The following is a 21,944-nucleotide window of genomic DNA, read 5'->3' on the forward strand; positions in this document are numbered from 1 at the left end:
CGGCCACAGACAGTTCAACCGGCAGCGGACCATTCACTGCCATACAGAATTATTCTCTCACAGTTGTTGACGCCATACCTGTGGCAAATCCAGTTGCAGCAACCGTGCCTTTCAACAGTACCGCCAATCCAATTACGCTCGATATCGTGGGTACTGCAACGTCCGTATCGATTGCCAGTACGCCGTCGTCGGGCACCGCAACCGCAATCGGAACGTCGATAACATATACGCCTGCCACGGGTTTCTCAGGCACGACGTCGTTCACTTATACCGCATCCAATGCAACCGGTACCTCGGCACCGGCTCTCGTGACCATAACGGTGAATGTTGCGCCGCCAGTCGCTCAGCCACAAACTGTTAGCGTGAACTATAATCAGACAAAAACATTTACCGTGACTGGTACTGGGGCAGGTCCCTTGACCTATTCACTGGTTACGGGGCCGTCGAACGGGACGGCTGTTGTCAATGGTGACGGCAGTTCCACTTATACACCCATCAGCACGTTCAGCGGGCCCGACAGTTTGGTTTTTGCTGCAACTGGCCCGGGCGGTAGCAACAATGCAACCGTCACATTCGATGTCGCGCCGCCGGCGGCAATTGCGGATTTGTCGGCTCTCGTGCCAAGTACTGGTGAGTTACAGCCTGGGTTTTCAGCTTCGATAACAAGCTATACGGTAGAAGTGTCCAATTTGACCGAGAGTATTGCGCTCACACCCACGTCCACGGCACCCAACGCAACCATCACCGTTCAGGGACAAGCTGTAAGTTCAGGCTCATCCAGCGCTGCGATAAAGCTACCGGTCGGGCAGACCCGTATCGCGGTTATTGTGACAGCTCAAGACAACACGACCACGAGGACCTATGAAGTCACAGCCCGCCGTTTACCACCAGCTCCGATGGCGGCATCACGCACCCTCGAGGTGCTGGCTGGCCAGACAGTTCGGGTTGACCTGACTCAGGGCTCGACAGGCGGGCCGTTCTCCGCGGCCCGAATTGTCAACATCTCGGATGATTCTGCTGGTCCCGTGAGCATTGATGCAAACCGACCGGCCTTCGATATGATTTACGCATCTGACCCTACTTACGGGGGAACATTGCAGGTACAGTACACGCTAGCTAATCCCTATGGAACATCAAGTCCTGCAACCATCACATTTGTCGTTACAGCCCGCCCCGATCCTTCGAAGGATACTGAAGTGATCGGTTTGCTCACGGCACAGGCCGATAGCGCCAAACGCTTTGCCACCAACCAGATTCAAAACTTCAACTCGCGTCTCGAGCAATTGCACGATGAAGGGGACCGCCGCAACAACAGCATGGCTCTCCGGCTCGGATACTCGGAGGAGAATGGCCCGGACGATATGGACGAACCGTTCCGCGAGCTTATGAATTCGGGCTCTGTGCCGGGGTTGTCGGATGGTGTGCCTGATTTTGCCATGCAGTCCTTCGCCGCAGAAAAACGCAAGAAGCAAAAGCAGAACGAGCCAGCTCTGGATGCAAATCCTGGAAAACTGGCGGTGTGGACAGGCGGTTTTGTGAACTTTGGTGATCGCAATGATGGTGATCAGGATTTTGATTATACGACCGTCGGCGTGAGTGCGGGTATGGACTACCGTTTCTCCAAGAAGTTTGTCGCAGGCTTTGGTTTCGGCTATGGCCGTGACGCTTCCGATATTGGCGATAGCGGCACCGAAAGCCGGGCCCATGCCTATAGCGCAGCAATCTACGCTAGTTACTCTCCGATCAAGTCGGTGTTCCTCGATGGCTTAATAGGCGGAAGCTGGCTGGACTACGACAGCCGACGTTATATCACCGCATCGGGTGATTTTGCTTCCGGCGATCGCGATGGCCGGCAGATATTCGGTTCAGTCACCGCAAGCTATGAGCATCGTACTGATACCTGGTTGATATCGCCCTATGGTCGTTTCGATTTCTCGCGCTCGTGGCTGGACAGCTTTACCGAGAAGGGCGGATCCGCATATACACTGAAATATGGTGACCAGACCGTCGACACGCTTTCGGGTATCGTTGGTTTGCGCATGGAATACACCATTCCCATGGATTGGGGCGCTTTGAAGCCGGGTGCCCGTGCAGAATACACGCATGATTTTGAAGGTTCGAGCCGGATCAAGCTTGGCTATGCCGATACTGCAGGTCTTCCGTATGACGTCACGACTGACAGCAGCGGCAGCGACTACGTTACACTCGGTCTTTCACTTGATGCACAACTTGATACCGATTGGAACGCGAACTTTGATTACCGCACGACGGTTGGCGCAGACAATCAAAACCATGCATTCGGAGTGCACTTCGGCAAAAAGTTCTAACGGTGTGTGACGGTACAAGTGTTGGGGGGAGCCACTTATTTCTCCCGATCTCGATGGCTTTCGGTTAGGGCAAGATACAGTCAGCGCGACCAAACAAATGGGGTTGGGATGGGAATTATAACTTTGGATATTTTCGCCCGCAGCGTCGGCGAAGGATTCGAGATCGAAATGGGAACCGGGTCTCTTGTTTTTACCCTTACCGAGGCGCGGCCCTTGCCCGAACGGGGTTTTAGCGGGATGACAAGGGCACCATTTTCTTTGTTGTTCCGCAGCGAGTCAAAGATTGTGCTGCCACAACAGATTTACAGATTAAAGAACGCAGCGCTTGGAGTTCTCGACATTTTTCTTGTGCCTGTCGCCAGAGACAGGGACGGCATAATTTATCAGGCCATCTTCAATTGATGTGTGACGGTTCACTCGCCGCTTCGCAAGGGTTTCCCTGCAATAGCCATTGCATGCGTATATGGGTTACGGAGGTTTCTACCTCTTGAAATCCTGATGCCTGATAAAGCTTCTGCGCACGGGTATTGGTTCTGTCAACATGCAGGACAATGCCGGTAATTTGTTCCGTAATCGCTGCATTCCGGATACTGTTCAAAATGGCAGATCCCAAACCATGATTGCGCCACTGCGATAAAAAGCCAATGTCGATAATATGCCATTCAATCGCAGCCATTTGCAAGTAAAGGCGGCCGATCGGGGCGCCGTCCTTCTCCATGATCAGAAAATCCGTTCCGGGAAAGGCTGCAATGTAATATCGATGTTGCAGATCAAACTGCTGGTCCAGAAATGCGTCCTTGCTTTCCTGCGGCCATGGAATGTTTGCGAATTCCTCTTTCCGGAACGAACGATAAAGCTGACGAAGAAAGGGCAGGTCCTCGAACCTTGCAGCACGCAAGCTGCAGGACGATATCGAGAACCTGTTACTCCACGTGCGAGCGGGGAACGTCGGCATCTGGCCGATGGCGGAGCCAGTCATCAATCGAAGGATGGAAACACGCCGGACAGCGCGATGCTGAAGTTAATTGCCAGATAAGGCTGGCGATTCTCGTGAGGCTGACTTCCACCCGCGCTACCGATTGTATTGGGTGCAAACTGAGCGTTGGGTTGGGCATCGGGCAAAAATGGAGCACTTGAGTTCGGCACGCTCAAGGAATTGCCCGTGCTGGGCGAAGCGGCGCGCTTGGTTGAATCACTTTGATTGTAAATGGTCAGGGAATGCGAATGTGCAGGCATCTCCGCCTGGGACAGCGTTACACTGTTGCTGCCAAAGGTTTCGCCTATATGGCGCAGCGTCAGTCCCGCGCCCTGGCCCTGGTTACAGCCTGCCCGGTTGGTAAAGTTGGGCAATTGGAATGTGGTCATGCCGTCGCCGCCATACTGGGTGCCAAGCAGCGAGAACAGTGCGGTATTTTGCCGGATGGCCAGCGTCGCGCCATTACAGGATGCCCAGCCATAGGGAGGGAAGTTGAATCCGAACAGTTGAATCTCACCGATGAAAGGTTCTGTCATATCAATTGTCCTTATTTGCGAGACGCGATTTAATTCTGTTGCGGGAAGATACCCGCATAAGAGATGCAATACTGCACCGTCAGCGTCGGCATCGTGTTGTCATGCATGATTGTCGACCCGGTCATTTGGGATGCTGCCTGCGAGGTTCTGAACGCGATGGCCCCACTCACATCTGTGGCATACATCGTGTCACCGATAATTGCACCGAGCTCGACGTTCGAACCGACTGACGCGGTGTTGGCAAAGGCAGTGGTAGCTTGATATGGATGGGTGTGCGCTGGCATTTGCGTTGGTAAAAGCGTGACGTTTTCGCTCCCGGCCGATTGACCGATAACATAGGTGGACAAACCAGGCCCTCTGCCCTGATGAACTGGCACACGCCCGCAAAGATTAGGCATGGCAAAGGTAGTAACGCCATCGCCGCCATATGTCGTGCCGATGAGCATAAATAGTGTTTCATATTCGGAAATTGGCTGCAGCGAGTTGTTGCAGGGCAGCCACCCATTGGGCACCCGGGAAAAGCCGAAAAGCCGGATTTCTCCGACATAAGGAGTGCTCATCGTTAGTTCTCCGTAGGAAGCATTTGGTGAGAGACGGTCAATTGCGTGAAGGGAAAATGCCAGACAGTGCGATGCAGTAATTAATCACGTCATAGGGTTGCATATTGGCGTGGGGCTGGGTGTTGCCAGCCGGAGAAACAGTCTGGCTCGAAAGTACAACCGCGGCACCGCTGGAGGGGCCGTAAATATTGGCACTGTTGGTTGCATAGAGCGCGTTGTTTGGATTGCGTAACGTGCCATTGCTGGTGGTTCCTGTTGCAAGATGAGCATGCTGAGGCAGTTGTGGTTCCAGCAAGGTCACGTTTTCGACGCCGCCAGTTTCGCCGATCTGGTAAGGCAACGGCTGCCATGATGGATCGGCCGATGGGCCAAATCCCACCGGTGTGCGGCTTTGCATGTTCGGCAATGCAAATGTTGTAGTGCCGTTCCCGCCATAAAAAGTGCCTAGAAGAGAGAATAAAGCTTGGTTCTGACTAATGGCCAAAAGTTGCCCATTGCTCAAAGCAAATCCTTTTGGGGTAAATTGAAATCCAGAAAGCAAAATCTGGCCAAGAAAGACTTCGGACATACTCTATCTCCCCAATATTATAATATATCTGATAGCATCATCGCCCAACTTACGCATAAAATGCAAGAACATTTGGGTAGATTAATTTATAAAACTCAAAATAATTTCCTCGAGAAAAATCTGCTGGCGATGTCAAGTAAAAGAGTACTGCGTATCAGTTCAATCCAGATTAAAGATGCAGAGAAAACAGATTCGTAAGTTTATCTGTCACGAAAATAAATCTGTAGTGTGTTGAATTAAATTCTCTGATTGACTGCCGACATCTTCAGCAGGACGCAAGCATCAGTAATATTTCGGAAGCTGGGTGGGCGCATGCGCCCGCATGACGCCCACGTTTGGGCTATGCACTGGAACCGAGATCTGGATAATTTCTGAAGTTGACGAAGAATGTCGACATGTAAGAGCACCGATCGTTTCCAGCGAAAATTGGCCCCTTATTGATATTTTCAAATGAAGTTCTTAGGTCGGTTGGAAGTCTTTCAGCCGCATGCAATCGGCGGGTCGTGAGTTCAAACTTGTTCAAGGCGTTGCAAGTTTCCTTACGAATTTCCTGCAAACCACTTCAATAGGGTGGCCAGTCCCTATAAAGAAGCAACGGTCTCGGCGTGCATGGTTACTGGGTGGACGAAATGATATCCATGATTGAGTCCGCCAACGGTTGCTCGTTGCCGTTGAAGCTTTGGATCATAGCGTCCAGAACACGCTCCTTTACAAGTTCCTCGGCGCCGAACGGTAACCCGGCATTATCCGCCAACAGGGATAAGAACGTCAGCTGAGTTCGGCCATTGCCTTCTCGGAAATGGGGTTCTGTTGCAAATTTTCGAGGTAACGCAGTTGGTCGCGAGCTATCCGTTTTAGAACGAAGCAGCCAGGATATCGAATTGCTCGGCCAGTGATAGCGATGGGGTATAACCATAACGGGCCTCCCGTTTACACATCATGTGTACCATCTCAATACCGGACAGCGTAACTGCCGCGCTTGCGAATGACTTGAAACCGAGAATCGCTCCGACGCGCCGCTTGATCCGCCGGTGATCCTGCTCGATACAGTTATTCAAGTATTGACTTTGGCGGATGCGTATCGGTTTGAGCTTTCGTCGTGACCGGTCCTGTAGCCCACATGTCGTATCGCAGGATACAAGAGCTTTCCGATTGGTCTGACTGCCGTCTATGACGACGCGCTCGGGGCGGCCATGCCGGTTGAACGCCTTTGAAAAACCGTTTTGCCGCCGGCAGGTCCCGACGTTCGCTTAACCAGAACTCGAGGGTATCACCCCCGCTGTCTATGGCGCGATAAAGATATATCCATTGGCCCCGGACTTTGATGTAGGTCTCGTCGGCATGCCATTTGCCAGTGACGGCGCGTTTCGTCGGTTGAAGCGCTCTAACAACAATGGTGAGAAATGCACGACCCAGCGATAGATCGTGGAATGATCGACACTCCTGAAAATATCGCAGTTCAATGTCACACCGATCGTAACCGAAGAGTTTGCAACAGAACCGTTGTGTCTCGCTATGGAACTGCGCTCAGGGCACGCCATCGCCCGTCTGCCAGACTGGCGTTTCCGCAAATTCCGGCGGGCCGTCCTGGGTGAGCAGATACCCGTATGTATCGCCCGCCGGTCCGCCCGGCGCTCCTGAGCCATCGGGCGATGCCCAGTCGGCGTGACGCGGGTTGGAAACGGCAAACGTGCTCTGATCGACTTCATAGCGGATGACGAGGAAGCGGATCTTGTCTATGGGTTCGCCGGAGGTGAGTGTCCGGAGGGCCTCTTCGGCCCGGAACCTGTCCGCCGGCGATGCCGCGGCCCAGCTTCCATTACCGTCTGCAGCGTTAAGCATGCGATCAAGAGCATAGGTTGGCCCAAGGCGCTGGTCGGGGCTGAGCTTCGAACTATTGGCCTTGATCTCGGCAACGATATATTGCCCCGACTCGGGGTTGTACATGAAGATATCGACCCCGTGGCCTGAAGGGTTTTTCGCCGTGAGTATCGTGGTATAACCGCGATTTTTAAAGTCATTGATGGCAAATTCTTCCGCAGCATCGCCGATTTTCTGATTCTGCGGTTTGACGGTCGGTTTCGGCCGGATGACTGGTGGCTTTCCAGATTCAGTCACCACTTCAAGTTCCGGCAGGTCCTTGCCTGCATCGGTGCGGCGCAGGGCAAGCCTGTCTGGCTTGCCGTTAACGCCCGGCTGCCTGTACCAGACATAATCTGCCGGGTTAAGTTTATTGGCAGCGATGTAGTCGTTGTATGCTTCCTGCGACGAGCCTTTCAGGCCGCCGCCCGGTCCGTCCGTGCGGGCCATTTCCCTGCCGGTGGAGGGCTGTCTGATGACCGAGGGATCGGTGATTTTCGGATCAGCGGCGATGCGCTGCAGTCCCGAAAGATAGCCGGTATAATCACCGATCTCCGCTGAAATCTGTGCTTTTTCGTAATCCGACAGGCCGGGTTTCTGCAGGTCCTGATGCAGCTGCTGCAGCTTGGGCGTCAGTTTTTCCAGTTCGAATTGGATCTGATAGGCCTTGGTTCCGGGCTTTGCGACATCGGCGCCGAGGAAGCTTCTTAGATTTCCCTGAAACCCGTTGTTCTGATACATCAGTCGGGCAACACGCCTGTGATTGGCTATATCTGCCTGCGAGGCGGAAGGTCCGGTCTCGATGAAAAATCCACCGTTTCCGGACGGGTCATCAACGATGCGGATCTCATTTCCCTGGAGCTGCGGATTTTTAACGACGGCCGGTTCATAGGCCGCAAGCAGATTCCGCGTCTGGGTGACAGGGTTGAACATGTCTGCAATGTCTCGCGGGGTCAGCGAAGGACCGCGTGACATGTTCACGCCGATCATCGTGCCCCAGAAGCCCATGGAGAGGATGGCGGATGCTTTTTCCTCGCCAGACATGGAGCTCCAATTGGTGGCGCTGTAATGGGCCATATTGGCGATGGCGGCCGCATCCGCAGTATTTGAAATGGCCATGCCGGACCCGAGAATGCGCGCCATTGTCGGAGTAAGCGTCGCGCCTTTCGATGCGATGTTTGCCAGTTTTGCGGCGCTTCCGAAGGCCGCCGCTGCGGCGATACTTGATACGCCGTCGAGCCAAAGCATGCGCGCGTCCGCATCCGTGATGGGATTGATCGACTGGCCATGTTCAGCGCGGTCGGCAAGCTGGGTTCCGGCGCGATATGTCCCCCAGCCGGCGACGGCGACACCGACCCCGGCAACAATGGGCGTTGCGACACCGCCTGTTCCGATGATGAGCGCCGCACCCACGATGATGCCGCCCACCAGGGCAGCCTTGTCGATGATCTCAGTGATATGCTCGCCGAAAGTGTCGACGGTTTTCGGTGTATTTTCCGGACCGGACAATTTGACCGATCCATCCGGATTCTGCGCAAGCTGACCATCGGCCGGATAGGTCATGGCGCCGGGAGGTAGCTGATTATTGGCTTTCCAGTCATTGAAATCCTGGTATTCACGACCGAGATTGTCGACGAATTTGTCGCCACCTGCTGTCGATACCCGGAACAATGGCAATGTCACTGTGCCCGTCTGGCTGCTGGAATACTGGATCGGCAGCACCGTGACAGCGATGTTGCCTTCGCCAGCCGTCTTGCGAATCTGGTCGGCGATTGTCTGCACGGGCTTGTTGTCTTCACCGCCAAAGAGCGACAGTTCGCCATTGGCCACTTTGGCCTGCATGTCCTCATCCGACATGCCCTCCGGAATGACCGGCTTCGAACCCATTGCGCTGCCTATGGTGTTTTCAAGGTCCGTGCCCTTGAGCACCACGGGCGCGTTGCCGCGCAACTCCAGATATTGACCTGCGATCTCCTGCGCAGGCGGATTGACAAAAACCGGATTCTGCCAGGGATCATCGGTCGTCTTAAGGGTGTCGGCATTGATATTCTTGTCGGAACGGATGATGGCGAGCGCATTGGAACGGGCCCCGAGGGACAGCGAAACGTCATCACCTGTTCCCGGAAACAGCAATTCGCGCCCTTGGTGGGTATCGAGAAGGGACTGAAGGCGACGGGCTTCCGCATCGCGGGTCCTTGCATCATCGGGCAACCACTCGCGGGCGAGGGCTGTGGCCATTTCACCGGGGCCTCCCTCGGGACTCGAGCGCAATGTCGGGCTATAGGTGTCGGAGAGCGCAAAGACATTCTGGACAACTGCGCTGGTAGTGCGTGTATGGGCTCCCGAATTCACCGCCATGAGAACGGCCTGCAATGAATTCGTGCGGTCCATGGTTGTTTGTCCAGTGTCGGCCTCCGTCCTGAAGCCGATCGACTGGATGAAAGCGGCAGCTTTTTCCGGGCCGAGCGCTTCAATCGCGTTTCGCAGCGACGACAAATCGTATTTGCCGTCCTCGCCGACCGTTGCCGATGTGCTTGCCCGGACGGCCTGATTGGCAAAATAGCGTGCTCTGAACTGGTCCTCCGGACCGGGTTGCCCGCCCGATTCCGGTGTGGCAAGGGCGGCTGCCCGCGCGGCCATCCGCTCACTGACGATCGCTCGCAATGCCGGGTCATCGGACCGGCTCGCCGCTTCGGCAAGATAGTCGATGTCCGACAAGCCCCGATCCGTGTCGAGTTTGATCAGCACCTTGTCGAGGAGATACTTCTTCGTGAGCTCATCCAGCTTGCCGAGATCACTGTCCTCGCCCTTGAGGGCTTTCATGACCGTATCCACGCCGTCCGTATATTTGAGCTCCTTGCCATTCAGCCAGATGTCGACCTTCTGTTGATTATCGGCATCGCGCACAAGCTGCACCGCTTCGGGATTCTGCTTCAGCGCAAGCTGCACCGCCGGTGGCTGGCCCTGCGACAGATCCGTAAAAGTTTTCTTGACATCGGCTGGTCCCCCTGCAGCGCGCGCCTTGTCGATGATGCCGCGCGCCGTGTTTTCCGCTTCCGATCCCGTATGGCCGCTTTCCCTCAAGCGAATGCCCATATCCTTGGCGGCCTGATCAATCTCCATCTGGGCCGATCCTGCATCCTGCCAGTCGCGATCATACAGATATTGCAGCTGCGCCGCCCGTACGCCTTGCGGGAGACTTTCCAGATAGGATTTTACATCCGTAGTAATCTCGCCGCTTTTACCCTCTTTGCCCTTGAGATGGAGAGCGTCGCCGAAACTGTCAGCGGCGGCATGCCTGGTCGCAATGCTGGCGGGAGCCGCATCCTTCCATGTCCTTGCATCCGCCTGCAGGCGGTTCGCCGCAGCTTGGCGCTCCGCGGGAGGGAGGGCATCGAGATAGGTTTTTACATCGTTCTGAATATCCTGGCGTTCCGCATCGGCCTGCTCGGGCGACAATGTCTTATCTTCCAGTACTTCACTGCCGCGCACGCGCAGATCAGTGAGGAATGCTTTTTCGTCAGCCGGCACGCCATTGGCATCCTTGGGGCTGCTGGCTGTCAGGACCGGATCGCGCTGGGGTATAAAGATGACCTCGTTCGGGTGCAGCATGTCATTCGGACCGAAAATACCCTTGTTGGCATTCTGGAGCTCGTTGAGACTGATGCCGTTGTCACGTGCAATCCGCTCGGGCGCATCCCCGGCTTCGACCACCGCGACCTTCTCGTCGAGAGGATCAATTTTGCCGAACCCGCCGGCTTTCTTCCTGTCCTGTAGGGCTTGATTGATGCTGGTCGTAAACGCCCGTTCCTGCTGGGTGCTTACGGGAGTGACCGCATCCCCTGTTTTGTTGTAACGGAATTTGCCATTCTCATCGATCCGGAACATCGTGTCCTCCAAAATGCGATGCAAATTGTTGTTGGTTCGTACGGAGTTCAGGACCTATAAGAATGGCTGCCGGCTGTAACGCCAAATGACATTTTGTAACAATATTGAACAGACAACTGCGAGCCGTTGCTGTGGTTGAGTTTGTGCCAGCGGACGCAACTCATTCGACGCGACAAAGATCCCGAGGCAATATCGGATAGGTGCTATGACGGGAAAGGCAGAGCATGAATCATTCGGATATACTTGGTCGCAGCATTGCCGGCCCAGTGGTCAACTGGCGCATCACGAGAAGCTGAACCCCATCGATTTTCGCATAACTGCGGAGATGGGGTTTTTCGGTGGTTTTGACAGCGGTTTCGGTCTGCAGGTGGAAAGCCTTTCCGCATACAGTGCACAATTCGAAGAGGTGCGGTCGAGAAACCTGCCGGACGACGAAAGGATCGTCGCAGGCTGTTCTTTAGCGTCGGATGCGATCAGAACAGTGCAATGCGCCTATCTGTCAGCGCTTACATTCGGTCTAACGTTCGGAGAAAGCAGCGCCATCGTGGCTGCGAAGCTCGGTGTGGGCCCGTTTCGGAAAGGAAAGGGCAGTTCGTTTCCGGAATATTCAGCCGAACGCTTCGATTACTCCTCGCCACGTTGACACTTTCACCACGATAGGCGGCCGTCCCGCAAGAACTGACATGGGGACTGATGGCGAGACCATCGATTGCGCGCAAATAGGCCTGTGGCAGAGTTGGCGCGGCCCCATGTTTGAGACGTGTGCCGGTTTCGTCCATCACCAAATCGAGGCGAATACGCCCTCGATCTGGCTTTCCATTAGCCGGGAAAGACGGTCGAGGATCACTTCCAGCGGTGAATTTACGGCGATCATCTCAAGAATGGCCGCCTGATCGTCCTAAGAAATTTGTCTTGCTTGCCAGCGGTAATATCACGGGATGCCGACATGAGCCACGACCGGTTCCCTTTGAAATCAACAGCGTAGCATTTGACGAGCCTGGCGTCGGAGTTTCCCATCGTCAGGAAGAATTTACGTGTTTTCAAGTGGTTATATGCTGTTTGAAAATAAAGTAGGCTGTAAGGGTAGTAGAAACACCGGTATGCCGCGGTAAACGGATAAGTTTTTCGCAACACAGCCTCCGATAGACGACGAAAGATAGCGATTGATCAAACCTGCAGACGACTTTTACCGAGCCTCGCCTCAGGCAAAGAGGAAGTCGTCAGCCGTCAGTCCCGTCTCATGAACCTGAACCGAATCGTCGTTGCTCAAGGCAATCTGGGTGTAGTCATCGGTGACGGTGATCCTGCCTTCCGCCTCGAGCTGTGCAAAGCTTGAAAATCCGTAGCCGGCGATGTCGAGGACGTCGCCGCTTCCTGCCTGGAAGCCGATGACACTATCATTGCCGCTGCCGGGAGCGAAGACGAAGTGATCGGCGCCACCCGTGGCGTCATCACCGCCATTGCCTGTGATAGTGTCGTTTCCGCCCCCACCTGTCAGAATGTCCGCGCCGTTCGACCCGACGAGACTATCATTGCCGGCTCCTCCGGTAAGGGTATCGTTGCCGGCCGAGCCAGTAAGGTTGAAACTGATGCCAGCATCTACCGAGGCGCCGGCATCGAATGTGGTGCCATCCGGACCCCAACCGGTGTAGTCGACACTGCGTAGACCAGTTTCGATCAGGTCACCGGAGACGGTGATGTGATCGGCTTGGCCCGAGCCGTTAATGCTAATGCTCTCAATGTTGCTGACGTGGGCGCCATCGATATCGATCCAGGATCCCTTTCCCTCGATGGTTGTGTTGAGGGCATTTACCACGTTTTGAAAGTGCAATTCATCGGTACCGCCGCCGCCGTCAAGCACATCCCTGCTGTCAATTGGGGCAAGATCGATCCGGTCGTCTCCGCCACCGCCGAGGAAGGTGCCGTGGCCATCCCAAATTCCGAGTTTGACATTGACGCCGACGGAGTTACTGGCATCAAGGTTGAAGGTGGTTTGATGGGGAGCGTTGCCGCTGTAGGTGGTAACCGAGATGGTCTCCAGGTCGCCCGAAGAGAAGTCTCCATCAATCGTCACCCGGGCCGCCTCGAGGAAGTCGAGGTTGACAGTTTCGACTCCATGCAAGGTGGCGCCATTGATGGTGGCTCTGCTACCGTCGGCCGCAATGTCGTACGCCGTGGATTGATGGCTTTCGTACAATAAGTCGGTCAATTCGCCACCGATGATGTGGTCACCGACGCCGTAGTCCTCTAAGGCGAACTGATTGGTGGCCCATCTGCCGCCGATCAACGTGTCGTCTCCGCCGCCACCTCTCAAATAATTGTGGTGAGGCTCGCCATCATTGCCGTTCAGCGTGTCATTGCCGCCCAGGATGACGTCATCGCCATTCCCACCGTTGATACTGTCCGAGCCGTCACCGCCATCTATCGTGAAGTCGCCATAACCGGTGGTGTTGGCGTTGATGGAATCATCACCTGCGCCCAAGGAAATCTGGCCGTTTGCCCATCCAGGAGTGGTTTCGCCGTCCCCGGTATAGTCCCGAGTGGTGGGTCTTATATCTATGAAGTCGTCGCCCGCCCCGGTGTCGATGTGTATTTCGTTGCTCCAATCACCAGTATTGCTGTCAATACCGAGCCTGATGTCGTCATCGCCGCCGCCGGTTGTCACCTCGGCTCGCTTCACACCGTCGATCTCGATATCCCGGGCGGCATCGCCGCTAAGGTGCAACCACGCATCGACAAAGTTGGAGACCCTGAGTGCCGAGCCTGTGAACTCCGAAATTTCGATGTTCTTAATAGTGTTCCAGGCCCGGTTCAACGCGACATCGACGCTGTCGTCATCCTGCCAGTCGATACTGATCGCGGACGCGCCCGTGTTGGGATCTTCGCCGATCTGGGTTTCGGGAAACTCAACGAGGTTAATCTCGGTGTCGCCCGAGTCGGATACGAAACTGCCTTCTTCGGATTGAACCGGGTCCGGATTGACAGCCGTCGTATAGGTGTAACGGATGGCGAAATCTTCCCAATACGCGCTATGTCCTGAAGGCTCGCTGGATATCCATCCTGGCCTATCGGACGTTGACGACAGGTTGAGTTCTATCTTGGCCATAAAATCCTCCTCCCAGATCGGATCAAGTCAAAATCGTTCTCTGCCCCATGTCGCCAGATCATAAAATCACCCGTCGGCACAACGACAAAGCGGCTCGCCTGCTTGCCGCACCAAGCGCGGTCGATAGTATCTGCGCCATTCTATCAAATATAACTTGGTATCGATTTTAAAAACAGTGCGGTTATCCAAATGTAGTAAACTACAAAAAACAGAATCCTCCAAACAAAATGTTATACTGACACTGCCTACAAAGTATCTCAAATATAATTCGAAATTCGTTCTTGTGCGAATTATCCGAATGACTGGGTGCGTAGCAAAGATTCTGGCGATGACATAATATTGATTGACCAGCCGCATGCGGTGTGCTGTGCTGCTTGCGATCCAAAGTCTCCAATTTGTCCAATAAATCAACACTCCTGGTACTCATTAAGTGTTCACCTACCTTTCTTCGCTCGATACAATAGCTCGGGCGCGGGACCCGCGCGATTTGATTTATCGTCAGTCATTTTCTATTCTTTATATCAGTCGCCGGGAATTCTTTCTCGGCGATACCACAGGAGCGTCAGTTGCGTTGCGCCTTGCTTACGAGAAAAGCGGCTGCAGCAGAACACAGGCATATCTCAGAGACATTGTCGGCTGGTATTTCGACGTTCCCTTGCCGAGCCTGAGAAGCCTCCGCATTGCCATTCAAGCCTGACGCCAGTTCCATAAATCCCGATCGGTGATCGCGTTTAGGCGTGCGGGCTAAAATTTGTTTGCGACCCGAAAGACGGAATTTGGGCACCGCCAGAGTTGAACCCGACGTATTCTACAATCGAGTTCCAGGCTGCAGGGAACGCACGAACGAGAAAACCCAAATCGATCCAATCTAAAGAATACCATTTCTGTCGTGATTAAAAATTGCGGCCTAGGCTTTCGGTAACACCGGATCGAGATGAACCATGAGCAAACCTGCTGACCAATTGAGACTAGGCGCATTCCTGTACCCAACGGGGCATCATATTGCGGCATGGCGCCATCCGCAGGCTCAAGCCGACGCCGGCTCGAATTTCGCCCACTATGCCGAACTTGCACGCATTGTCGAAGCGGCGAAATTTGATCTGATCTTCATGGCCGACGGCGTTGGTACGCGTGGCACCGATACGGAAGCACTCAGTCGTACTGCCCTACGTTATGTGGCGCAATTTGAACCGCTGACGCTTCTTTCGGCCCTTTCTGCCCTGACCGAGCGCGTGGGCTTTGTCGCTACGGCGTCGACGACCTACAACGAGCCCTATCACATCGCCCGCAAGTTCGCTTCGCTCGACCATATTAGTGGCGGTCGCGCCGGCTGGAACCTCGTGACTTCAGCCAGTGAGGACGAGGCGCATAATTTCAACCGTGATCATCACGTTGCCCATGCGGAGCGTTACGAACGTGCCGAAGAATTCGCCGATGTCGTTCGCGGACTGTGGGACACCTGGGAAGACGATGCGTTCCTGCGCGATAAGGTTAGCGGCATCTACTACGATCCGTCCAAACAGCATCTTCTCAATCATCGCGGCAAGCATTTCAAGGTGAAAGGTCCGCTCAACGTATCGCGATCACCCCAAGGTCATCCGGTGGTCGTACAAGCCGGCTCATCTGAGCCGGGCAAGGATCTCGCAGCGCGAACCGCCGAAGTCATTTTCACAGCGCACCAGAATATCGAGGACGCCCGTGTATTCTACCGCGACGTGAAGGGCAGGCTTGCCCGCTTTGGGCGTTCGCCGGAGGATCTGAAGATCATGCCCGGCATTTTCCCCGTTATCGGCAAGACCCTGTCGGAGGCCCAGGAAAAATTTGAGCAGATTCAGGAGCTCATTCATCCGGCCGTCGGACTGTCCCTGCTCAATGGCATAGGCGGCGATGTTGACCTGTCGAAATATCCTCTGGACGGACCTCTGCCCGAAGTCACCGAAACCAATGGCAGCAAGAGCCGCCAGAAACTGATTGTTGATCTGGCCCGCCGCGAGAATCTGACGATCCGCCAGCTTTACCTGCGTGTCGCCGGTGCGCGAGGCCATTGGCAGATCGTGGGTACACCGACGCAAATAGTCGATCAGATGGAAGATTGGTTCACGACCGGTGCTGCCGATGGCTTTAACGTCATGCCGCCGCATCTGCCTGTCGGGCTTACAGATTTTGTCGAGCATATTGTGCCGGAACTCCGACGGCGCGGACTTTTCCGCACCGAGTATGAGGGGCGTACACTGCGCAGCCATCTGGGTTTGCGTGAGCCGCACCATCCGGCTCAGTCAACTGTTGCAGCCGAATAAACCAACAAAGGAGCAACCATGCCGAGCGTTGCACATGTGAAAATCAACAATGTCAGCCGGCGTTTCCAGGTCAATGGAAATACGATCACGGCACTCGATAATGTGAGCCTCGATATAGCGGCAGGCGAATTTGTCACCATTGTCGGAGCCAGCGGTTGCGGCAAGTCGACACTGCTGCGCCTTGGCGCGGGTCTCGATGTAAAGCACGACGGCACTATCGAACATGACGGGGCACGGGTGACCGGTCCCAGCCTTGATCGCGGTATCGTGTTTCAGGAGCCGCGCCTGTTTCCATGGTTGACAGTCGAGCACAACGTTGCGCTTGGTCTCGAAAACGCACACTTCTCGAAGGCGGAAAAACGCGAACTGGTTGCAAAACAGATCGCGTTGGTGGGCTTGACCGGCTTTGAAAAAGCCTACCCGCACCAATTATCAGGCGGCATGGCACAACGCGCCGGAATTGCGCGCGGTCTGGTCAATCGCCCTGATGTCCTCTTCCTCGACGAACCTTTCGGCGCTTTGGATGCCATCACCAAGGCTCGCCTTCAGGGGGAGTTGCAGGATATCTGGGCCAAGGAGCAGATTACAATGGTGCTCGTCACGCACGATGTCGATGAGGCTGTCTATCTTGGTGACCGCGTCGTGATCATGTCGCCGAGCCCGGGTCGGATCAGGGAAACCGTCACTGTGGATTTGCCGCATCCGCGCGAGCGAACCTCCGCGCAGCTCGCCAGTATTCGCAACCACGTACTTGATATTCTCAATAGCACGACGGGTGGCGACAAGCCGAAGTTCCCGATCAAACAGCCTGCTGCAAAAGAACAGCCGGTTCCCAAGGCAAACCTGATCCATGCCGCCTTGCGCCCAAAACTTGCTAGCCGGCCCCTCTATTCATCGACGGAGATTTGACATGAACCTATCCCACTTCACCCGAAGAGCGCTTTTTGCCGCAATCGCCTTTTCTTCCTTTACGTTTCCGGCTATTGCGGAGGAACCACTGACGATCAACGTCGGTTATGCCGCCATCGGCCTCGACAGCCGGCCTTATTCGGAAGGCACTTCCGCAGCAACAGCGAGAGCGGGCGAGTATCTTGAGAAAGAATTCGCCGGCGATCCGAATATCAAGATCGAATGGTTCTTCTTCAAGGGTGCCGGTCCGGCCGTCAACGAAGCCTTTGCCAACAATCAGCTCGACTTTGCCTATCAGGGCGATCTACCCTCCCTGATCGGCCGAGCCAATGGATTGAAGACCAAATATCTTCTGGCCAGCGGTGCACGCAAGCCCCTATACCTGGCAGTCGCCAAGGATGCCGCGATCAAATCGGTCGCGGATCTGAAAGGCAAGAAAGTCGCCTATCAGCGTGGCACCAATGGACATCTTGCGGCGATCAAGATCCTGGAGGCCAATGGCCTCACCGAGAAAGATCTGCAAGTCATCAATCTCGATAGCGCAGGGACGGTCGCAGCGCTCACAAGCCAGGACATCGATGCGGCATTTGGCGATACAGCACTGATCAATCTCGCCGAAAAGGGCAATGCCAAGGTGATCTACACCACAAAAGGAGACGATCCGCGCTATGGTCGCAATGCCGGTATCGTTGCGCGCGAAGACTTTATCGAAAAGCACCCGGAAATCACCCAGCGTGTCGTGGATGCCTTTGTCAAAGCGGCGCAGTGGTCCTCCGACGAGCCAAATCGTGCGGCCCTCTTCGACCTTTGGCACAAATCTGGCACGTCCATCCCGATCCTCGAAGAATATTTCAGGAACGACAAACTGGCCTATCGTAACTCGCCTCTCATTGATGATCTGCTCGTCTCGCAGTATCGGGAGCAGGGCGTCAAGGCCAAGGAATTCGGTTTGATCCGTCGCGAGGTCAGCACCGACGGCTGGTTCGAACCGAAATATCTCAATACTTCGCTGCAGAAGCTTGGGCTGCGGAATTTTTGGCAGGCCTATGGGGCAAACGGCAAGCCACTGGGCTCGTAGTACCAAACAAACCTGGCAGACCATCACATGAGTATCGGATCTAACAGCATCATCATCGAACCTGCCTCTGCGCAACAGGTGGACAAGGCACAAACAAAGACGTTTGGAAGAAGATGGGGACTGCACCGTTTTGCGATCGCGCTTGTCCTGCCGGTTGGTCTGCTTATTGCGTGGTGGATTGCCTCGGGGAGGGGCTGGCTGCCGGAGCAGATATTGCCGTCTCCAGCCTATGTCTACTCTACCGCAGTAGACATGATCAACTCCGGTGAAATCTTCTATCATGCAGGCGTCAGCCTGGGCCGTGTGGCGATCGGATTTCTGTTCGGTGCGGTTGGCGGTCTGGCACTCGGCATGGCAATGGGCCTGTCACAACGGATCGATGACTATGTCAGGCCGCTGTTTCTCGCCTTTGCGCAGATACCGACGCTTGGCTGGATTCCCTTGCTCATGCTGATCTTCGGCATTGGCGAAACCTTGAAGATCATCGTCATCGCCAAGGGCGCCCTCGTTCCTATGGCAATAAATACCGCTGCTGGCATCCGTTCGGTTCCCGCCAATTTGGTTGAAGTCGGTCATGCCCTGCGTTTCGGCCGTTGGCAGTCCTTGCGTCTCATTGTGCTACCCGGAGCGGCACCCTCTATTTTTACCGGTATCCGCTATGGTCTCACGCACTCCTGGACCGCGCTCGTCGGCGTCGAGTTGCTCGCGTCCTCAGAGGGACTTGGCTATCTGTTGGTTTGGGGCAGACAGATGTTCTGGCTCGACGTTGTCATTGTGGCGATGATCGCTATCGGTATTCTTGGCTTCGTGATGGACAAGGCTCTCGATATCTCGGAGATCTCTGTCCAGCGCTGGAAGCACGAGGAGGGCAGTTGATGTCATTTATCGCGAACTTCCAAACACGGCGAGCTGTCAAGATCCGGCGCGGTCTGACCATTCCCGTGCTGCTGTTGGTTGTCTGGGAAGTGTCGAGCCGCACCGGTCTGGTCGACTCTCGGTTTTTGCCGTCTCTGGAAGACGTGTTTTTGACCGCAAAGCGTGAGTTGATCGACAACGATCTCATTGGCGAACTCGGTGTCAGCCTCTTTCGCAATGTGGCCGGCTTTCTGATTGGCTCGGCAATCGGGATAGCCTTCGCAACGATGCTGGCGTTGTCGCGCGCAGCGGACGCGTTGGTCACTCCAACCTTCAACAGCCTCAAGCAGATATCATTGTTGGCCTGGATTCCGCTTATATCGATCTGGTTTGGTTTCGGCGAACAGGCGAAGATCGTTTTCGTTGCTCTCGCGGCGTTCATCCCGGTGGTGCTCAATACCTATGAGGGTATGCGCAACACACCGCGTGACCTTATCGAAGTCGGGCAGGCGTTGAGGTTCACACCGCTGCAACGCATCACCCGCATTTTTCTTCCCGCCGCCTTACCTTCGATTGCGACTGGGGTGCATCTCGGACTGATCTATTCCTGGCTGGCAACCGTTGGGGCGGAATATTTTTTAGCCGTGGGCAGAGGCGTTGGTGGCTTGATCATTGCGGGCCGGGAGCATTTCGACATGGCGCTGGTCATGGTAGGGGTAATCATTCTTGGTCTGGTGGGCTTTACGCTCAACAGACTTGCTGCGGCTGCCGAAGCTCATCTTCTTCGCTGGCGCGTCAGTGCGCATTAACAGCCGGCTTGGCTGCAAACAGGAAATTCGATTGATGTCTACACTCGCCAGCGACGGCACCGACACGCCACAACCACCAAATGCTGACCGGATCAGTACGTTGTTGCAGCAACGTTATGGGACGCAACAGGATTTGGCCGGCCAGCTCTCGGTGACAACGGTCATTGAAACACTCCTCGCACACCGGAGCATACGGTTTTATCTGCCGCAATCGGTTCCGGCGACAGCGGTGGAGCTTGCGATCTCTGCGGCACAGTCCGCGCCGAGCTCTTCCAATCTGCAGGCGTGGAGCGTATTGGCAGTTGAAGACGACGACCGCAAAGCGCGGATCAACGCTGTTGCGGGAAATCAAAAGCAAATTGATCAGGCTCCGTTGCTTCTGGTCTGGTTGGCTGACCTATCTCGCTTAAGAAGTATAACCAGGACGCAAGGGTCCCCGGCCGAGGGCCTGGACTATCTGGAGAGCTTTCTTCTCGCCATTATCGATGCCACGCTTGCCGCGCAAAATGCAGTCATGGCCTTTGAATCCCTTGGGCTGGGAACTTGCTATATAGGTGCACTGCGAAACAACCCGGAGGCTATTGCAAGGGAACTGGCGCTTCCGAAGGAGGTCTTTCCGGTTTTTGGTTTGACTGTCGGGTATCCGAACCCAGGAATCAGAACGGACATCAAACCGCGCCTGCCACGATCAACAGTCTTCCACCGCGAACAATACGGAGCCAACGCAGACAGTGCGGATTTCGGCGACTATAACACGATACTGCGTGCCTTTCAAAAATTGCAACTTATGCCGGCAATCGATTGGACTGAGCAAATGAGCAGGCGAATTGGCACGAAAGAAGCGCTGAAAAACCGCGATGTACTGTCAAGTGCAGTCAAATTGCTCGGGTTTCGGATCAAGTAGGATTGCCCAGTTCTTAAAACGTTCGGTTAATTGGCGGAGTGGCTGTCACCCCGCAGGCGACGATAACCACTCTCGCCTATAGTTCTGCCGACAAGTCAGCAGGCGGCGACGCCTTCGCCGCAATTGCTCCGGCTGATCTCCCTATCCTTTGTGGGGCAGGCCTATGGCGCCTCGGCTCATGTGGACAGCGACGGCAACGCAACGTTGATCATACCGCATTGTCGCCAACTCAATCTACTTCATAGTCAAGGCTGCTACGCCGTCTCATTCTCAGTGCATTTTGCTTCGATTGACACCGCTTGATGCTTTGGTGGCAGTGGACGCCGACTGCCGGCTCAGCAGACTGCGCCAGACGATTGGTCCTGATGCGATACCGATTCCAATAAGAACAGCCAGAAGCCCGATAATCAGGTGTGCTCCCGTCGATTCGCCGAGGAGGACAACGCCGAAGATCGAAGCTGTTACCGGGTTCACCGCAACGGACACAGCAACGAGCGTGGGAGTGGTTCTGCCAAGTGCATAGGCCCACAGGAAGAAAATGCCAGCTCCACATACGATTGCAAGATATCCGCTCGCAATCCATTGCGGTGCGCTCAGCACGTCGAGTTGTGCAAGACCACCAGTCAGAGCCGACAAGATCGACAGGCATGCCGCGCCCACGCCCATGCCGAAGGCGGCAAATGGGATCGGTCCCGAGCGGGATATGAACGGACGGGACCAGACGTTGTAAAGCGCCATGCAGAATGCGGCCGCTAGCATCAGGGTATCGCCTCGCCATGCGTCCGGTGGTGTGGTCGTCGTGCCGATGCCGAGCGCAATAAATACACCACCCATTGCAACGAGGACGCCGATCATCTTGCGCATTGTTGGCCGTTCGACCCTCAAGATTGCGCTGGCGACCATGGTGAGCAGCGGCAATGTCGAGAGCGCCAAGGCACCCCGCGAGGCGGTCGTGTAGATCAAAGCCACGTTGAAAAGCACGGGAAACAGACCAAAGAACAAGAGACCCAACGCAGCCGTGCCGAGCCAGTCGTGTTTGCTCGGCCATCGGTCGTGCCGCCAAACCGCTATTGCCAGCAGGACCAGGAAACCGCCGCCAAATCGAATGGCCCCAATCGTCAGCGGATCGAGCGTGCCCGCAAGATAGCGTGTGGCGCCGATCGCTGTACCGCCGATCGCGCTGGACAGAACTGCCGCAAGGACGCCAAGAATTTCCATACCGCCGCACCTCCCGGGCTCAGAGCCTGTGGTAAGCGACAAGAACGCTAAAA

General features: G+C 55.2%; 17 protein-coding genes and 1 pseudogene. 10 read left to right on the forward strand and 8 right to left on the reverse strand.

Going from position 1 to position 21,944, the window contains the following annotated elements; genetic code table 11:
- Nucleotides 1-2,327 (forward strand): autotransporter domain-containing protein (locus tag ACTJI9_RS21020; protein ID WP_440810710.1); only part of this gene is annotated, 2,327 nt, incomplete at its 5' end.
- A 108-nt stretch (nucleotides 2,328-2,435) separates the two neighbouring features.
- Nucleotides 2,436-2,729 (forward strand): DUF6916 family protein, encoded by a 294-nt coding sequence (locus ACTJI9_RS21025; RefSeq protein WP_440810712.1) that lies wholly within the window; start codon nucleotides 2,436-2,438, stop codon nucleotides 2,727-2,729.
- On the opposite strand, the gene ACTJI9_RS21030 is transcribed toward ACTJI9_RS21025, so the two are convergent.
- The 6 genes and pseudogenes from ACTJI9_RS21030 to ACTJI9_RS21055 all read right to left on the reverse strand — a co-directional run bounded on the left by ACTJI9_RS21030 (nucleotide 2,722) and on the right by ACTJI9_RS21055 (nucleotide 10,715).
- Entirely contained in the window at nucleotides 2,722-3,306 is a 585-nt protein-coding gene (locus ACTJI9_RS21030; RefSeq protein ID WP_440810714.1) for a GNAT family N-acetyltransferase, read from the reverse strand. The two genes, ACTJI9_RS21025 and ACTJI9_RS21030, sit on opposite strands and share 8 nt — an antisense overlap.
- Nucleotides 3,306-3,839 carry a phage tail protein gene (locus ACTJI9_RS21035; protein WP_440810716.1) on the reverse strand — a complete coding sequence of 178 codons (534 nt, stop codon included), beginning with the start codon at nucleotides 3,837-3,839 and terminating at the stop codon, nucleotides 3,306-3,308. Before ACTJI9_RS21035 ends, ACTJI9_RS21030 begins: the two co-directional genes overlap by 1 nt.
- A 29-nt stretch (nucleotides 3,840-3,868) precedes the next feature.
- Nucleotides 3,869-4,399: a phage tail protein gene (locus ACTJI9_RS21040; protein ID WP_440810718.1), complete on the reverse strand. Its 531-nt coding sequence runs from the start codon at nucleotides 4,397-4,399 to the stop codon at nucleotides 3,869-3,871.
- Nucleotides 4,400-4,436: 37 nt separating this feature from the next.
- Nucleotides 4,437-4,967: a phage tail protein gene (locus ACTJI9_RS21045; protein ID WP_440810720.1), complete on the reverse strand. Its 531-nt coding sequence runs from the start codon at nucleotides 4,965-4,967 to the stop codon at nucleotides 4,437-4,439.
- 854 nt (nucleotides 4,968-5,821) lie between these two features.
- Nucleotides 5,822-6,409: pseudogene (locus ACTJI9_RS21050) on the reverse strand (IS6 family transposase); the annotation flags it as partial.
- A gap of 85 nt (nucleotides 6,410-6,494) precedes the next feature.
- Nucleotides 6,495-10,715, reverse strand: a complete 4,221-nt coding sequence (locus ACTJI9_RS21055; RefSeq protein WP_440810721.1) for a DUF4781 domain-containing protein — start codon at nucleotides 10,713-10,715, stop codon at nucleotides 6,495-6,497.
- Nucleotides 10,716-10,920: 205 nt separating this feature from the next.
- On the opposite strand from ACTJI9_RS21055, the gene ACTJI9_RS21060 reads away from it, so the two are divergent.
- A complete protein-coding gene (locus ACTJI9_RS21060) occupies nucleotides 10,921-11,358 on the forward strand; it encodes a hypothetical protein (RefSeq protein WP_440810723.1) in 438 nt (145 codons plus the stop codon).
- Between the two features lie 558 nt (nucleotides 11,359-11,916).
- On the opposite strand, the gene ACTJI9_RS21065 is transcribed toward ACTJI9_RS21060, so the two are convergent.
- Nucleotides 11,917-13,821 (reverse strand): calcium-binding protein, encoded by a 1,905-nt coding sequence (locus ACTJI9_RS21065; protein WP_440810725.1) that lies wholly within the window; start codon nucleotides 13,819-13,821, stop codon nucleotides 11,917-11,919.
- A 430-nt stretch (nucleotides 13,822-14,251) separates the two neighbouring features.
- Here ACTJI9_RS21065 and ACTJI9_RS21070 point away from each other — a divergent pair, with 430 nt between their 5' ends.
- From ACTJI9_RS21070 to ACTJI9_RS21100, 7 genes are all read left to right on the forward strand, one after another.
- On the forward strand, nucleotides 14,252-14,518 hold the full coding sequence (locus tag ACTJI9_RS21070; RefSeq protein WP_440810726.1) for a hypothetical protein: 267 nt from the start codon (nucleotides 14,252-14,254) through the stop codon (nucleotides 14,516-14,518).
- Nucleotides 14,519-14,762: 244 nt separating this feature from the next.
- The gene (locus tag ACTJI9_RS21075) at nucleotides 14,763-16,118 is read left to right on the forward strand and encodes an LLM class flavin-dependent oxidoreductase (RefSeq protein WP_440810728.1); all 1,356 of its coding nucleotides are present in this window, start codon (nucleotides 14,763-14,765) and stop codon (nucleotides 16,116-16,118) included.
- A gap of 18 nt (nucleotides 16,119-16,136) precedes the next feature.
- The gene (locus ACTJI9_RS21080) at nucleotides 16,137-17,027 is read left to right on the forward strand and encodes an ABC transporter ATP-binding protein (protein WP_440810730.1); all 891 of its coding nucleotides are present in this window, start codon (nucleotides 16,137-16,139) and stop codon (nucleotides 17,025-17,027) included.
- A 1-nt stretch (nucleotide 17,028) separates the two neighbouring features.
- A complete protein-coding gene (locus tag ACTJI9_RS21085) occupies nucleotides 17,029-18,105 on the forward strand; it encodes an ABC transporter substrate-binding protein (RefSeq protein WP_336441715.1) in 1,077 nt (358 codons plus the stop codon).
- Nucleotides 18,106-18,132: 27 nt separating this feature from the next.
- A complete protein-coding gene (locus tag ACTJI9_RS21090; protein WP_440810732.1) occupies nucleotides 18,133-18,981 on the forward strand; it encodes an ABC transporter permease in 849 nt (282 codons plus the stop codon).
- Nucleotides 18,981-19,769, forward strand: a complete 789-nt coding sequence (locus ACTJI9_RS21095; protein ID WP_440810734.1) for an ABC transporter permease — start codon at nucleotides 18,981-18,983, stop codon at nucleotides 19,767-19,769. Before ACTJI9_RS21090 ends, ACTJI9_RS21095 begins: the two co-directional genes overlap by 1 nt.
- A gap of 34 nt (nucleotides 19,770-19,803) precedes the next feature.
- Nucleotides 19,804-20,673, forward strand: a complete 870-nt coding sequence (locus tag ACTJI9_RS21100; protein ID WP_440810736.1) for an NADPH-dependent oxidoreductase — start codon at nucleotides 19,804-19,806, stop codon at nucleotides 20,671-20,673.
- Nucleotides 20,674-20,943: 270 nt separating this feature from the next.
- Here the strand turns inward: ACTJI9_RS21100 and ACTJI9_RS21105 are convergent, their stop codons facing one another.
- Nucleotides 20,944-21,891 carry a DMT family transporter gene (locus ACTJI9_RS21105; RefSeq protein WP_440810738.1) on the reverse strand — a complete coding sequence of 316 codons (948 nt, stop codon included), beginning with the start codon at nucleotides 21,889-21,891 and terminating at the stop codon, nucleotides 20,944-20,946.
- Nucleotides 21,892-21,944: the final 53 nt, after the last annotated feature.

The sequence above is a fragment of the Phyllobacterium sp. 22552 genome, from assembly GCF_052044585.1.
In the GTDB taxonomy this organism is placed as follows: Bacteria; Pseudomonadota; Alphaproteobacteria; order Rhizobiales; family Rhizobiaceae; genus Phyllobacterium; species Phyllobacterium ifriqiyense.